At 55.2% G+C, this 14502-nt stretch carries 11 protein-coding genes; 3 read left to right on the top strand and 8 right to left on the bottom strand.

Annotated elements, in window-relative coordinates; all coding sequences use genetic code 11:
• Positions 1-561: 561 nt before the first annotated feature.
• The gene (locus ACZAHD_RS07730) at positions 562-864 is read right to left on the bottom strand and encodes a putative quinol monooxygenase (RefSeq protein WP_100685031.1); all 303 of its coding nucleotides are present in this window, start codon (positions 862-864) and stop codon (positions 562-564) included.
• A 321-nt stretch (positions 865-1185) separates the two neighbouring features.
• The gene (locus ACZAHD_RS07735) at positions 1186-1959 is read right to left on the bottom strand and encodes an SDR family oxidoreductase (protein ID WP_462456249.1); all 774 of its coding nucleotides are present in this window, start codon (positions 1957-1959) and stop codon (positions 1186-1188) included.
• 124 nt (positions 1960-2083) lie between these two features.
• Here ACZAHD_RS07735 and ACZAHD_RS07740 point away from each other — a divergent pair, with 124 nt between their 5' ends.
• Positions 2084-3034 (top strand): LysR family transcriptional regulator, encoded by a 951-nt coding sequence (locus ACZAHD_RS07740; RefSeq protein ID WP_462456250.1) that lies wholly within the window; start codon positions 2084-2086, stop codon positions 3032-3034.
• 263 nt (positions 3035-3297) lie between these two features.
• On the opposite strand, the gene ACZAHD_RS07745 is transcribed toward ACZAHD_RS07740, so the two are convergent.
• From ACZAHD_RS07745 to nifH, 5 genes are read right to left on the bottom strand one after another with little or no spacing between them, the layout of a single operon-like run.
• Positions 3298-3960 carry a NifB/NifX family molybdenum-iron cluster-binding protein gene (locus tag ACZAHD_RS07745; RefSeq protein ID WP_462456251.1) on the bottom strand — a complete coding sequence of 221 codons (663 nt, stop codon included), beginning with the start codon at positions 3958-3960 and terminating at the stop codon, positions 3298-3300.
• A gap of 10 nt (positions 3961-3970) precedes the next feature.
• Complete coding sequence (gene nifT, locus ACZAHD_RS07750) at positions 3971-4189, bottom strand: putative nitrogen fixation protein NifT (protein WP_462456252.1); 219 nt, start codon at positions 4187-4189, stop codon at positions 3971-3973.
• Between the two features lie 39 nt (positions 4190-4228).
• Entirely contained in the window at positions 4229-5791 is a 1563-nt protein-coding gene (gene nifK, locus ACZAHD_RS07755; RefSeq protein ID WP_462456253.1) for a nitrogenase molybdenum-iron protein subunit beta, read from the bottom strand.
• A gap of 55 nt (positions 5792-5846) precedes the next feature.
• Positions 5847-7295 (bottom strand): nitrogenase molybdenum-iron protein alpha chain, encoded by a 1449-nt coding sequence (gene nifD, locus ACZAHD_RS07760; protein ID WP_462456283.1) that lies wholly within the window; start codon positions 7293-7295, stop codon positions 5847-5849.
• 16 nt (positions 7296-7311) lie between these two features.
• Complete coding sequence (nifH, locus tag ACZAHD_RS07765) at positions 7312-8193, bottom strand: nitrogenase iron protein (RefSeq protein WP_462456254.1); 882 nt, start codon at positions 8191-8193, stop codon at positions 7312-7314.
• Positions 8194-8596: 403 nt separating this feature from the next.
• Here nifH and nifJ point away from each other — a divergent pair, with 403 nt between their 5' ends.
• Entirely contained in the window at positions 8597-12112 is a 3516-nt protein-coding gene (gene nifJ / locus ACZAHD_RS07770) for a pyruvate:ferredoxin (flavodoxin) oxidoreductase (RefSeq protein ID WP_462456255.1), read from the top strand.
• A 78-nt stretch (positions 12113-12190) separates the two neighbouring features.
• Positions 12191-12799, top strand: a complete 609-nt coding sequence (locus ACZAHD_RS07775; RefSeq protein WP_462456256.1) for a riboflavin synthase subunit alpha — start codon at positions 12191-12193, stop codon at positions 12797-12799.
• A gap of 817 nt (positions 12800-13616) precedes the next feature.
• On the opposite strand, the gene ACZAHD_RS07780 is transcribed toward ACZAHD_RS07775, so the two are convergent.
• A complete protein-coding gene (locus tag ACZAHD_RS07780; RefSeq protein ID WP_462456257.1) occupies positions 13617-14063 on the bottom strand; it encodes a GNAT family N-acetyltransferase in 447 nt (148 codons plus the stop codon).
• Between the last annotated feature and the right edge of the window lie 439 nt (positions 14064-14502).

The raw sequence follows: 14502 nt of genomic DNA on the forward strand, positions 1-14502 counted from the left end.
AGCCTTGATATTTAAAGGAAAAGTATTGTTATCTTTGCGACAAAGCCAACAATCGGACAATGGAGCCACCGTGCTAAATTCTATGCTTGTGGTGAGAAAGTGAAGATGACCCTCACGGTGGTCAATCTGGATTCATTAACAGAGAATAGGTCGCGGGTAGCACTAACCATAGAGATCGGTATGTCACTGGGAATGATTTTGAACTGTTTTTTCTGGTAATCCTGGCTATTCAGACCAGAAGAAACTGGAAAATATGGTTCGTTACCGGGGCATTGACGTCGATATATTGGGAAGAGGGGCGAAGTAAGAGATTAATATCGTGGGTGTTATCATTACCCTGTTTTTCACTCTGGGACTGACCTGCTCCTCGGTGAGCAATATACACTGATGTCAGGAATGCCTTGCGAATGTCCGCTCCTTGCTCAGAGCGGACCTATACTGCCCACTTCGTGCCAGCAACCGATATCATAAGTTCCGACCGCAAGCCGAAGGGCTGCGACCGGGACCGTGCAACAGCTGAGCAAGTCATATTTTAATCAATCGGTTTAAACAGCCAATAGCTTACGAAGCATCAAGCTTGACAAGGCTATTCATCAAAATGTATTGCGGATCCTGGCGTTTGTGCTGATCAATCAATGGGACAAGCCGTCTGAAATGCTCACTTTCACAATGTAATTCGAGCGCTGCGCGGTCCGGCCATTCCTCTATAAAAATAAAATGGCCCGGGTCTTTTTCATCAATATACAGTTCATAAGCGATGCACAGGGGTTCCTTTCTTGTGGCCGATAGTAGCTCACGATACAGAGGCATCACTTTCTCAACACAATCCGGTTTTATAAAATCTTCAGCAATAACTTTTAACACTCCTGCCTCCAGGCAAAAGAAAAAAATTTCCCGTAAAATCAGCATCCCTTTCTTCAACATCATCGGATAATTAGTGTACAGGCATGACGTCCGCTTTTCACGGCGAGTCCAATGGGTCGATGTCACCTTATCCTCAAACGAGGGGGAACTGTGCAAGGAAGCCAAAACGCGCATTGACTCCACGCCAGAACAGCAGGCGGTTCTCTGGGACAGGTATTGAAAGAGAGGAGAGACAGGGCCGGTGACGCGGTCTCCCCTGATCGGGTTAACCCGGCTCTTTCAGCAGCAGATCCGGCACCGGCTCGCAGACATTCCCACACATTATTTAGTGGTGTAGCCACCGTTGACCAGAATTGTCTGCCCGGTCATCCACCATCCCTCACTCACCAGGAAGCGGATCCAGGGCACAATATCGTCAATGTCTGTCAGACCGGTTTTACTGAACGGGGAAAGCGCCGCGGCTGTTTTGTGGTAGGCCACTGCGTCTGCCCCCTCTGCCGGATAGAAGAACGGCGTGTCCATCGGACCGGGGCCGATGGCTGTTACGGAAATGCCACGTGCGCCCAGTTCTTTTGACGCCGCGCGCGTGAAATGCTCCACCGGTGCCTTCATGCCGGCATATGCGGCGTAAAAGGGCGTATAGGCGCCAAGAAGCGATGTCACCAGAGTACAGATTTTCCCGTTATCCCTGACGTGTTTGCCCGCTTCCTTCAGGAAGAAAAACGCGGATTTGGCATTCACCGCGCTCATTTCGTCAAATTCTGCCTCAGAGATATCTGCCATGGGTTTCTTCAGCACCTTACCGACAGTATTAATGGCAATATCCGGTTGTCCGAGTGATGCCACCACGTCAGCAAACAGTTTTTCCATAGCGGCTGCCGAGGTCAGGTCAGCCTGAAACGCTGCGGCTTCTGCGCCAGCGGCTTTCACGGCCGCGACTGTGGCCTCTGCATCCTGACGCGTGGCGTTGCTATTGTAATGAATAGCAATAGCGCGCGCGCCATGCTGCGCGAAGTCACGGGCGATCAGCCCTCCCAGATTTTTCGCTCCGCCAGCGATAAGGACGGTTTTTCCTTTGATAGCATGGTCTGTCATGGTTCAGCTCCTGTTGCATCGATTGGCCGGGATACCCCGTTACGGATAGCTTAATGTGTAGGCGTCATGTATAAAGAGGCGAAACATGAATGCTCTGTGCATAAATCACGAATAATGAGGGCGTATGGATACGATTGATCTGTTCCGTATATTTATTCGGGTGGCGGAAAACGGCAGTTTTATCCGGGCGGCTGAAACCATGAACCGTCCGGCATCGACCATCTCTGCCTCTATCCGCGAACTGGAATCCCGGCTCGGCGCCCGCCTGTTTCACCGGACTACTCGTCGGGTATCGCTGACCTCGGACGGAGAGGCGTTTTATACGCGCTGCCAGGCTGTGGTTCAGGATGTGGAGGAGGCGGAAAATCTGTTCAGACAAGCCAGCGATCAGGTGACGGGAAAAATTAAGGTCGATGTACCCGCCCGGGTCGGGAGGTGCATCATTATTCCTGCACTGCCGGACTTTTTTTCCCGCTACCCGGGCATTCAGATAGAGCTGGGTGTGACAGACCGCAGTGTCAATCTTGCCCAAGAGGGCACGGACTGCGCCATTCGCGTCGGCATGCTCAGTGATTCTGGTATGGTAGCCCGAATGGCAGGTTACCTTAGAGTCATTAACGTGGCGTCTCCGGGATATCTCTCCGGTTACGGGATTCCATTATCGCCGCCGGAGCTGGCTAAGCATCTTGTCGTGGGATATTCATCCCCCACGACAGGTCGCCGGGAACGATGGGAGTGGGAAGGCGATGGCGAGATATTCAACACTGAGGTCAATACCCTGCTGACCGTCAACAGCGTCGAGGCATATATTGCGGCCTGCATGACAGGCATGGGACTGATTCAGATCCCCGAATATGATGTACATGAACAGTTGACTGCAGGTACCTTATTGGAAGTCATGCCCGATTTTCTGCCACGGGCGCTGCCTGTCAATGTTCTGTATCCTCACCGACGGCATCACTCTCGTCCGCTGCAGTTATTTATTGGCTGGCTGATGCCTATGCTACAGGAAAAAATGCAACTCATGTCTCTTGAGGGGGGTCTGCTCAGGACATCAAGCCGTGAGTCAGCGTAAATACATTCAGTCAGTAGAGAGAGCCCTGGTGCTTCTTGATACTGTGCTATCCCACCAGCAAGTCTTCCGTCTGGCCGAACTTTTGCAACGGTTTTCACTGAATAAAACAACGTTGTACGGGCGACTCACCTTGTATTGCTTCCTCTCCGGGGTCAGGTCAGCGCAAGGAAATATCGGAGTCAGTGCAGCCCGATGTGGCGTAACCGGTGTTGGGCCTATAAAAAAGCCCGCGGGGTCAGCGGGCAACAGGCATAAAACAGGGATTAACAAACGCGTTCCTCCAGAGGGTTATCCCTGTTAAGCCGCTTTGCCAGCCACGGTGGCAAACGTCCGGCAAGCAGCGTATTGAGAGCCTCGCACTGGGCCTGAATGGTGGTACCGGGTTGCGCTTTCATCGGGTGGATCCGATGACGAATCAGCCGGGCGGCGGCGGGCCCGCCGATCTCCTGGCAGAACAGCAGCTGACAATCCTCAATAAGCCGGGCACGCACCTCGTTAGCCTCCTGCGGTTGGGGCGCGGACGGATAGCGACGCAGATCGTACAGCCACCCGCCTTGCTCATCGAATGCATAGATAAAAAACAGCCGCCCCTGGCCAAAATGGCCGTTAATCGCCAGGCCATCCTGGGAGCAAAATGCCGCCAGCAGTTGCGGAGTCCGCTGGGCGGGGCGAACGATGCGTAAATGGCCTGGCAGCACGCCTTGCAGGCTCGCCATCGCCCGCGACCAGCGGGCGGGTGACATGACTGCCGTCGTCGAGGGAAAGCTGGCGGCCAACTGGGACTGCGTCAGGGTAGACAGCCGCGCCGGGGTCAGAGTCTCGCCGCTCTCCTGCGCCAGCCAGTCTAAGATTTGCGCCGGCTGCAGGTCCGGCAGGGACTGAAACAGCGCCAGCAGGCGCCAGAAAAGGGTATCGTTGTCGGACATCTCCTGCTCCTTATATCAGCGTGTTGCGCGTCGCGCGCAGGCTTATCGGGAAGACGGGCCGCCCCGGCTGCGGATTCACATAGTAGCGGCGTCCTCCTTCCAGCGAAATTTCGCCGCCCCAGCGTTCAGCATCGTTATGCTCAATCTGGATCACTCGCGCTTCCAGATCCTGTTTGGCGATATAGGCATACAGGTCCGTGCCGCGCTCACGGAAAATCACGATGGGCATACTCCCTCCTGGCCCCGCATGACGCGGGGCACCTGATGGTTAACGGACGAGATCGAAGCTGTAATCGGTTTTGCCAAGCTGGCTGGTATCGCTATCCAGTTTCTCCAGCACGGCGTTCACCAGCGTCGTCACAATGTTCATCGCCCCTTCATAACCCCAGGTTGTCTGGCGGTGCAGATGGTGGCGGTCGAACAGCGGAAAGCCGAGGCGAATAAGCGGTACTTCAAAGGCTTTGCCCTTTGCCAGGGTGTCGCGCTGGATAAACTTGCCGTAGGAGTTGCCGATCATAAAGTCCGGCTGACGGGTGAACATCAGCGAACGGAAGTGCCACAAATCGCAGTTGATAAACACTTCGCTTTCGCGCCCGTACGGCGAGGCATCAAGCATCTTCTTCATTGCTTTTTGCCAGCGCTTGTTGGCGTTATGGCTCAGGATCACCGTCGGCTCACAGCCCAGCTCCAGCAGGAAGCGGGTCAGACCCATCACGAAATCCGGGTCGCCGTACAGGCCAAATTTCTTGCCATGCAGCCAGGTGTGAGAGTCGAGCATCATGTCAACCAGCCGGCCGCGTTCAAGCGTAAGGGCGTCGGCGATCGGCTTGCCGCTGAGTTGGCTGACGGTCATCAGCAGTTCATCGGTGGCGGCCAGACCCAGCGGAATTGCGACCTCGGTGGCGGGCTGGTTCCACATCTCCTGCACCACTTTTTTACTCTTCTGCAGCTGCCATGGCTGCAGGAGCAGCGTATCGATGGCGTCAGGGGCCTCTTTCATCTCCTGTTGCGTTGTGCCGCCTGAATACATCCGATAATGGCCATCGGCGGGGGTGTCGAGAACCTCTGACGGATCCGAGAGCAGGCTGCACGGTACCGCCATCTGTTCCATCATCCGCTTTAATACGCGGAAGTTGCCGAGATAGGTTTCAAAGCCGGTGACCAGATTAAGCTTTTGCAGTTTGCCCGGTTGTCCCTGGTAGTCGGCGGTGAAGGTTTTGGCGAAGCCTTCAAACATGTTGTCCCAGCCGGTGACGTGGCTGCCGATAAAGCTTGGCGTATGGGCGTGCGGCACGGCGATGCTGCTGTCGACAAAACCATCTTTTTTGGCGTTGGCGATAAACGCCTGCAGGTCATCACCGATGACTTCCGCCATGCAGGTGGTGGACACCGCGATGATCTCCGGCTTGTACAGCGCGCTGGCGTTCTGCAGGCCCAGATTCATATTGTTGTTGCCGCCGAAGACCGCCGCGTCTTCGGTCATCGAGTCGGAGACGCAGGCGATCGGCTCTTTGAAATGGCGGTTGAAATAGGTGCGGAAGTAGGCCACGCACCCCTGGGAGCCGTGAACATACGGCAGGGTGTTGGCAAATCCCAGCGAGCAAAGCACCGCGCCAAGCGGTTGACAGGCTTTCGCCGGGTCAACGGTCAGCGCCTCACGCTGGAAATTCAGCGCTTCATACTCGGCGGTGGTGGTCCACGCAAAGACCTCCTGCACGCGCTCTGCATCGTGTGCTTCTTCCAGCTGCCGTTTATTACGGAACAGCTCCTGGTACTCATCCTGTTCGAATAGCGGATAACAGCTATTAATTTTATCAATCGTTTGGCTCATGGTGTTCTCCTCCCGCGCCACAAATCGGTGGACAGACGGGACAGTGAGTAGGCAATCACGCAGACTTCAGCCACGGAGCGGTCAGTTCGCTCCACGCCGGGTTGTTCAGGGTCATATCCATATCGCGGGCGAAAATGGCGAAACCATCGTAGCCGTGGTACGGGCCGGAATAGTCCCACGAGTGCATCTGGCGGAACGGCACGCCCATTTTCTGGAAGATATATTTTTCCTTGATGCCGGAGCCGATAAGGTCGGGCTTCAGCGCTTTGACGAACGCCTCCAGCTCGTAGCTGCTGGCGTCATCGAACAGCAGCGTACCCTCTTTCAGATCCGGCAGGGTGCGGTCGTAATCATCGTTATGGGCAAATTCGTACCCGGCGGCGATGATCTCCATGCCGAGATCTTCATAGGCACCAATAACGTGGCGTGGTCGCAGGCCGCCCATATAGAGCAGCACCTTACGCCCCTCCAGGCGCGGACGATATTTGGCGATAATCGCCGCCATCTGCACCTCATACCTGGCGATCACCGCTTCGGCGTTAGCGCGAATGGTATCGTCGAACTGGTCGGCGATTTTGCGCAACGATTCGGCGATTTTGGTCGGCCCGAAGAAGTTATACTCCATCCACGGAATCTGATGTTTCTCCTCCATGTGACGGGCGATATAGTTCATCGAACGGTAGCAGTGGACCAGGTTCAGCTTCACGAAGGGGGTGTTTTCCATCTCCACCAGCGTGCCGTCGCCGGACCACTGCGCGACCACCCGCAGCCCCATTTCTTCAAGCAGAATACGCGAGGCCCAGGCGTCGCCGCCGATGTTGTAGTCGCCGATGATTGCCACATCGTAAGGGGTGGTTTCAAACGGTTGTCCGTCGCGATTGTTAAGGATCCAGTCGCGGACCACGTCGTTGGCGATATGATGTCCCAGCGACTGCGACACGCCGCGAAAGCCTTCGCAGCGTACCGGGATCACCGGTTTATCCAGCGCTTTGCTGCTGGCATTCGCCACCGCGCTGATATCATCGCCAATCAGTCCCACCGGACATTCCGACTGAATGGTGATCCCTTTGGTGAGTGGGAACAGCAGCTCCATCTCCTCAATCAGTTTGCTGAGTTTTTTATCGCCGCCGAAGACGATATCGCGCTCCTGAAAATCAGAGGTGAAGTTCAGGGTGCCGAAGCTATCGACACCGCTGACGCCGGTGTAGTAGTTGCGTCGTCCGGCGCGCGAATACTGGCCACAGCCGATCGGTCCGTGCGAGATGTGGGCCATATCCTTGATCGGCCCAAATACCACCCCTTTGGAACCGGCATAGGCGCAGCCGCGCACGGTCATTACGCCGGGTTGTGATTTGCGGTTAGAGATAATGCACTTGCCGACGCTCTCCATTTGCGGATCGCTGACCATCATGTGCTTTCTGCGCTCTTTTCGCGCGGTTTCCGGGAACACCTCCAGGACTTCCTGGATTAGCGCCAGATTACGTTCGCCTGTTGCGTTGGTCATCATAATTGTCCTGTGCTCAGGCCGCGTTTTCTTCGGCGGCGGTTTTACCAATGATGCTGGTGTCTTCCTCTTCCATGATGCCGAACTCCATCAGCAGCGACTCCAGTTCATCCATGGTGCAGGGGGTCGGTACCATCTTCATGGTGTTGTTGACGATCTTCTGCGCCAGGGTGCGGTACTCATTAGCCTGCTGGCAGGTAGGGTCGTATTCGATAACCGTCATCCGACGGATCTCTGCACGCTGCACGATGTTGTCGCGAGGCACAAAGTGAATCATCTGGGTACCGAGTTTTTCCGCCAGCGCCATAATCAACTCGTCTTCGCGGTCGGTCTGGCGTGAGTTACAGATCAGGCCACCGAGGCGCACCTTGCCGGATTTGGCGTATTTAACGATCCCTTTGGAGATATTGTTGGCGGCATACATCGCCATCATTTCGCCGGAGCAGACGATGTAGATCTCCTGGGCTTTGTTTTCGCGGATCGGCATGGCGAAACCGCCGCAGACCACGTCGCCGAGCACGTCATAGAAGACGAAGTCGAGATCGTCTTCGTAGGCACCTTCTTCTTCAAGAAAGTTGATCGCCGTGATAACGCCGCGCCCTGCACAGCCGACACCTGGCTCCGGGCCGCCGGATTCGGCGCAGCGCACGTCGCCGTAGCCAATTTGCAGAACGTCTTCAAGTTCGAGGTCCTCGACCGAACCGACCTCCGCTGCCATCTCCATAATGGTGTTCTGTGCTTTAGCGTGCAGGATCAGGCGGGTGGAGTCCGCCTTCGGATCGCAGCCGACGATCATCACTTTCTTACCCATCTCCGCCAGCGCGGCGACGAGGTTCTGCGTGGTGGTGGATTTGCCGATACCGCCTTTACCGTAAATAGCGCATTGACGCATGGTCATGGTGACTTCTCCTGTTGTTGAGTGTTTGCCAGCAGAGAAGTGCAGGGAACATACCAGCCGTGCCATTTTATTTAAATTATTGATTTATATTTGATTAAACCTGACCTGCTGCGACAGGCGTAAAACAAAACAGCACAATAAGGCGACCAAATGTGGGAAACAGAACAATTCTGCCTGTCGCGGCCATTGTGGCGCTTTGTCGCCTGTTCAACAGCTTGTCGCGCCCTGTGTCTTATTCCACGCAATCTCTCTGTGCCCTGCGCGGCGCCTGTCTTCATAACGTGTTGAATTTGCGTTAACTATTTTGTAATCCGCGAGCTGGCACAGGCTGTGCTTGAGGCAACAACTGGGTTTGCCGCTTTTTGTGGCGGCGAAGATGCCTCTCACCTTCGAGGATTGAACAATGTCCGGAACAATGAAAACAATGGATGGCAACGCCGCGGCGGCCTGGATCTCTTATGCCTTTACCGAGGTCGCGGCTATTTACCCCATTACCCCTTCCACGCCGATGGCGGAAAACGTCGATGAGTGGGCGGCACAGGGGAAAAAGAACCTGTTTGGCCAGCCGGTGCGCTTAATGGAGATGCAATCGGAAGCCGGGGCGGCAGGCGCGGTACATGGCGCGCTGCAGGCCGGGGCGCTCACCACTACCTATACGGCCTCGCAGGGGCTGCTGTTGATGATCCCCAACATGTACAAAATCGCCGGAGAGCTGCTGCCGGGCGTCTTTCACGTCAGTGCGCGGGCGCTGGCGACCAATTCGCTGAATATTTTTGGCGATCACCAGGACGTGATGGCGGTGCGCCAGACCGGCTGCGCGATGCTGGCGGAGAACAACGTCCAGCAGGTGATGGATTTGTCGGCGGTGGCGCATCTGGCGGCGATTAAGGGACGCATCCCGTTTGTTAACTTCTTCGACGGTTTTCGCACCTCGCACGAAATTCAAAAAATCGAAGTGCTGGAATATGACCAGCTGGCGACGCTGCTGGATCGGCCCGCGCTCGACAGTTTCCGCCGTAACGCGTTGCATCCGGATCATCCGGTTATTCGCGGAACGGCGCAAAACCCGGATATCTACTTTCAGGAACGGGAGGCGGGCAACCGTTTTTATCAGGCGCTGCCGGACATTGTCGAAGGCTATATGGCGCAAATCAGCGCGCTCACCGGTCGGGAATACCATCTGTTTAACTACAGCGGCGCGGCCGATGCCGAACGGGTGATTATCGCCATGGGGTCGGTCTGCGATACCATCCAGGAAGTGGTGGATACGCTGAACGCGGCGGGAGAGAAGGTCGGGCTACTCAGCGTGCATCTGTTTCGTCCTTTTTCGCTGGCCCACTTCTTTGCTCAACTGCCGAAAACCGTACAGCGTATTGCGGTCCTCGACCGTACCAAAGAGCCTGGCGCTCAGGCGGAACCGCTGTGCCTGGATGTTAAAAACGCCTTCTACCATCACGATGATGCGCCGCTGATTGTCGGCGGCCGCTATGCGCTGGGCGGCAAGGATGTTCTGCCCGACGATATTGCTGCCGTGTTTGACAATCTCAACAAACCGCTGCCGATGGACGGATTCACCCTCGGGATCGTCGATGATGTGACCTTTACCTCGTTACCGCCGCGTCAGGAGACGCTGGCGGTTTCTCATGCCGGCATCACCGCCTGTAAATTTTGGGGTATGGGCTCAGACGGCACCGTCGGGGCCAATAAAAGCGCGATTAAAATTATCGGTGACAAAACGCCGCTCTACGCGCAGGCCTACTTTTCTTATGATTCGAAAAAATCCGGCGGCATTACCGTCTCACATTTGCGCTTCGGCGACCGGCCCATCAATTCACCCTACCTGATCCATCAGGCCGATTTTATCTCCTGCTCGCAGCAGTCCTACGTGGAGCGCTATGACCTGCTGGATGGGTTAAAACCGGGCGGGACCTTTTTACTCAACTGCAGCTGGTCTGATGCGGAACTGGAGCAGCATCTGCCGGTCAGCTTCAAACGCTATCTGGCGCGGGAAAATATCCATTTTTATACCCTGAACGCCGTGGATATCGCCCGTGAGCTCGGGCTGGGCGGGCGCTTTAATATGCTGATGCAGGCGGCGTTCTTTAAGCTGGCGGCGATTATCGACCCGCAGACTGCCGCGGATTACCTCAAGCAGGCGGTCGAAAAAAGCTACGGTAGCAAAGGGGCGGGGGTGATCGAGATGAACCAGCGGGCGATTGAACTGGGCATGGCTTCGCTGCATCAGGTGACGATTCCGGCCCACTGGGCGACGCTGGATGAACCCGTGGCGCAGGCTTCAGCCATGATGCCGGATTTTATCCGCGATATTTTACAGCCGATGAATCGCCAGTGCGGCGACCAACTGCCGGTGAGCGCGTTTGTCGGTATGGAGGACGGAACCTTTCCTTCGGGAACCGCCGCCTGGGAGAAACGCGGGATCGCGCTGGAAGTGCCGGTCTGGCAGCCCGAGGGCTGCACGCAGTGTAACCAATGCGCCTTTATCTGCCCGCACGCGGCGATCCGCCCGGCGTTGCTTAATCGCGAAGAACAGGACGCCGCGCCGGCCGGGCTGTTGAGCAAACCCGCGCAGGGAGCGAAGGAGTATCACTACCATCTGGCTGTCTCGCCGCTGGATTGTTCCGGCTGCGGCAACTGCGTGGATATCTGTCCTTCACGCGGCAAGGCGCTAAAAATGCAGCCTCTCGATAGCCAGCGCCAGATGGCGCCGGTCTGGGACTATGCGCTGGCGCTGACGCCGAAGAACAATCCTTTTAGTAAAACGACGGTCAAAGGCAGCCAGTTTGAAACCCCGCTGCTGGAGTTTTCCGGCGCCTGCGCGGGCTGCGGAGAAACGCCTTATGCCCGGCTGATAACCCAACTGTTTGGCGACCGGATGCTGATCGCTAATGCTACCGGCTGCTCTTCTATCTGGGGGGCCAGCGCGCCGTCGATTCCCTATACCACTAACCACCGCGGCCACGGCCCGGCATGGGCGAACTCACTGTTTGAGGATAACGCGGAGTTTGGCCTCGGCATGATGCTTGGCGGTCAGGCGGTGCGGCAACAAATCGCCGATGATATGACCGCTGCGCTGACGCTGCCGGTGAGTGAGGCACTGATCGACGCGATGCGCCAGTGGCTGGCGCAGCAGGACGAAGGCGAGGGAACCCGGGAGCGCGCGGACCGGCTCAGTGAATTGCTGGCGGTGGAAAAACAGGGCTTTCCACTACTGGAGCAGTTGTGGCAGAACCGCGACTATTTTGTTCGCCGTTCGCAGTGGATTTTCGGCGGTGACGGCTGGGCTTACGATATTGGCTTCGGCGGCCTCGATCACGTGCTGGCGAGTGGCGAGGACGTCAATATTCTGGTGTTTGATACCGAGGTTTACTCCAATACCGGCGGACAGTCGTCTAAATCGACTCCGGTGGCGGCGATCGCTAAGTTTGCCGCCCAGGGCAAACGCACGCGGAAAAAAGACCTCGGCATGATGGCGATGAGCTACGGCAATGTTTACGTGGCCCAGGTTGCCATGGGCGCCGATAAAGATCAGACCCTGCGGGCGATCGCCGAGGCCGAAGCCTGGCCGGGACCGTCGCTGGTGATAGCCTACGCCGCCTGCATTAACCACGGGCTGAAGGCCGGGATGCGCTGTAGCCAACGCGAGGCGAAACGGGCGGTTGAAGCGGGATACTGGCATCTGTGGCGCTATCATCCGCAGCGGGAAGCGGAAGGCAAGACGCCGTTTATGCTGGATTCCGAAGAGCCGGAAGAGAGCTTCCGTGACTTCTTGCTTGGCGAAGTGCGCTACGCCTCGTTGCACAAAACGACGCCGCATCTTGCGGATGCGCTTTTTAGCAGAACGGAGGAGGATGCGCGTGTCCGCTTTGCGCAGTATCGGCGGCTGGCCGGTGAGGAATAACCTCAGCAGAGGGCCAGATGAGGGTGCCTCATTGTCAAATGGTCATGATGCGCTCACGAATGATGACAGGAGCAAAATATGTTTACCGGTATTGTAAGAGGCACCGCTGAGGTCTTGTCTATCGACGAAAAAGACAATTTTCGTACTCATGTGCTGAAGTTCCCTGCACAACTGCTTCCTGGGCTGGAAGCCGGAGGATCGGTGGCACACAACGGTTGTTGCCTGACCGTTACCAGCATCGATGGGGAGAGAGTCAGTTTTGACTTAATGCAAGAGACACTGCGCGTGACTAATCTGGGAAACCTTCGGGAGGGTGAACACGTAAACGTCGAGCGTGCCGCTAAATTCAACGATGAAATAGGTGGCCATCTGATGTCGGGCCACATTATGACCACCGCAGAAGTGGCGCACATTCTGACATCGGCAAATAATCATCAGGTCTGCCTTAACGTTCAGGACCCGATGGCGATGAAATATATCCTTTACAAAGGATATATTGGCGTGGATGGGGTGAGTCTCACCGTTGGGGAGGTTATGCCGGAAGGTTTTTGGGTGCATTTGATTCCGGAGACGCTACAGCGCACTACGCTGAATTCTAAAAAAAGGGGCGACCGGGTAAATATTGAAATTGATCCGCAGACTCAGGCGGTAGTCGATACGGTGGAACGTGTTCTGGCCATGAAATAACCGACGCGAAGCGGCGTTGGGGAAATAGGTTATCCCCCGTCTTGCGGGGGATAACGGTCTGATACAGGGGGCGCTTCTGTTTTCTTTACTGAGTCCGGAGGGGAGGGGCGTCATTTTTCCCGATGTCAGAAGGTCAACCATGATTCGTGTGGCTGTCGATTGGTATCGATGGGGGAGAGATCATGGAGAAAGGCCGGGTTCGCTCACGAAGTTGTGGAAGTACCGCGTTTAACTGCCCACGTGGTATCCGGTCATGGACGATGAACTCATCGCTCTGGCAAATGCCAATACCCTGCTCAGCCAGTGATACCACTGCGAGCACATCATCTGACATGTGAATATAGGAAACGGGAAGCCAGTCGACATCGCGGCCGCCATCACGAAATCCCCATGGCGCGCGACGGCCTGTCTCTGCATCACAGCTGTCACCCATAACGGCATCGTCAAATATCCCCCAAAACCAGTCGATGACGTTGGTTGCCTTCAGTTCGGACGTTCGCAGGCCAGATATGCCAGCCATCCGGCCGGATGGGAATCTGGTATTGACCTCAAACAGACTCAATGGACACTCTGCGGGAAAGGTCAAACCGGGATCGGCGCGCTACGATCTGTGGCGGATGCGATTGCACCGTCAGGCTAAAAAGATTAACCGTCTCCTCGCGCTGAAGAACGGGGAGTCTTGTTTTATCGCCGCAATCTTAGCGCCATAAGCCACTCCGTGTTGACTGACTGAATATCGTAGCGAAATTTGTTTTCGGCAGGGAGTGAGATAACGGAGCTGCGGAACCCCGATATATTATCGGGGCCGCGAGAGCGGTTATTTATTTAACAGCTTATTATAGACGTAGAAATCCGTGTCGCGCACGAAGCCATTTTTCTCATACAGCGCTTGGGCTTGTGTATTATTCGTTGCGGTACTGAGCATAATAAAAGCCGAGTCGGACTCTTCGGCTAACTGCCCGGCACGGGCGATAAGCGCTTCAGCAACCCCCTGTTTACGGGACGAAGGATCAACAAATAAGTCATACAGTAACCAGATACGCTTCATTTCTAATGAGCAAAACAGCGGATACAGTTGAGTAAATCCCACGACCTGGTCGGCAATTTGAGCAAAGAAAATAGTCGATTCATTAAGCTGTAAGCGTTGCAGAATAAAATCACGCGCCTGCTCGCGCTGCGTCCCGACCTGATAAAATTCGCGATAGGCAAGAAACAGGGGCAGGATTTTATCCACATCCTTGGGCTGCGCCTGATAAATATTCATATTAAACCTCGTGACAAAGACCCATTATTGTATGCCGAATAATCCCACTGTAAATCCCCGTCTGGTGGGGAAACAAAATAGTGATCATTTCACGTACAGCGATCAGTGTCTGTTTGGGGGGAGCATCATGCCGTCCGTACCAGGACCTGCTGCGATGGTGGCACATATTTTCGCGTTCGCTGGCGTCCTGTGAACTGATGGCGCAGGATTTTTGTCCGGCGCAAAAAACGTAATCGAGATCAAATTTTTCATATTTTCAGCGAAATAATGAGAATTTCTTAAGGTTATTTTAAACTTTCATTTTAAGTTTATTTAAATAAAGCATTTTAAGATAAGAAAACTTTGAAAGGCAGTGTTTTTAACTGTTTTTGTTTTATGGGAATTGTTTTCATTATCATTACCATTTCTCTGTGCTTTAATCCTTTCCGGCCAGACTATC

The sequence above is a fragment of the Raoultella sp. genome, from assembly GCF_039594335.1.
GTDB lineage: Bacteria > Pseudomonadota > Gammaproteobacteria > Enterobacterales > Enterobacteriaceae > Klebsiella.

Excerpts from the sequence above, each read along its gene's own strand:
- ACZAHD_RS07775 (WP_462456256.1), top strand. The coding sequence starts at position 12,191 with ATGTTTACCGGTATTGTAAGAGGCACCGCTGAGGTCTTGTCTATCGAC.
- ACZAHD_RS07745 (WP_462456251.1), bottom strand. The coding sequence starts at position 3,960 with ATGTCCGACAACGATACCCTTTTCTGGCGCCTGCTGGCGCTGTTTCAG.
- nifK (WP_462456253.1), bottom strand. The coding sequence starts at position 5,791 with ATGAGCCAAACGATTGATAAAATTAATAGCTGTTATCCGCTATTCGAA.
- nifH (WP_462456254.1), bottom strand. The coding sequence starts at position 8,193 with ATGACCATGCGTCAATGCGCTATTTACGGTAAAGGCGGTATCGGCAAA.
- ACZAHD_RS07740 (WP_462456250.1), top strand. The coding sequence starts at position 2,084 with ATGGATACGATTGATCTGTTCCGTATATTTATTCGGGTGGCGGAAAAC.
- ACZAHD_RS07735 (WP_462456249.1), bottom strand. The coding sequence starts at position 1,959 with ATGACAGACCATGCTATCAAAGGAAAAACCGTCCTTATCGCTGGCGGA.
- nifJ (WP_462456255.1), top strand. The coding sequence starts at position 8,597 with ATGTCCGGAACAATGAAAACAATGGATGGCAACGCCGCGGCGGCCTGG.
- nifD (WP_462456283.1), bottom strand. The coding sequence starts at position 7,295 with ATGACCAACGCAACAGGCGAACGTAATCTGGCGCTAATCCAGGAAGTC.
- ACZAHD_RS07780 (WP_462456257.1), bottom strand. The coding sequence starts at position 14,063 with ATGAATATTTATCAGGCGCAGCCCAAGGATGTGGATAAAATCCTGCCC.
- nifT (WP_462456252.1), bottom strand. The coding sequence starts at position 4,189 with ATGCCCATCGTGATTTTCCGTGAGCGCGGCACGGACCTGTATGCCTAT.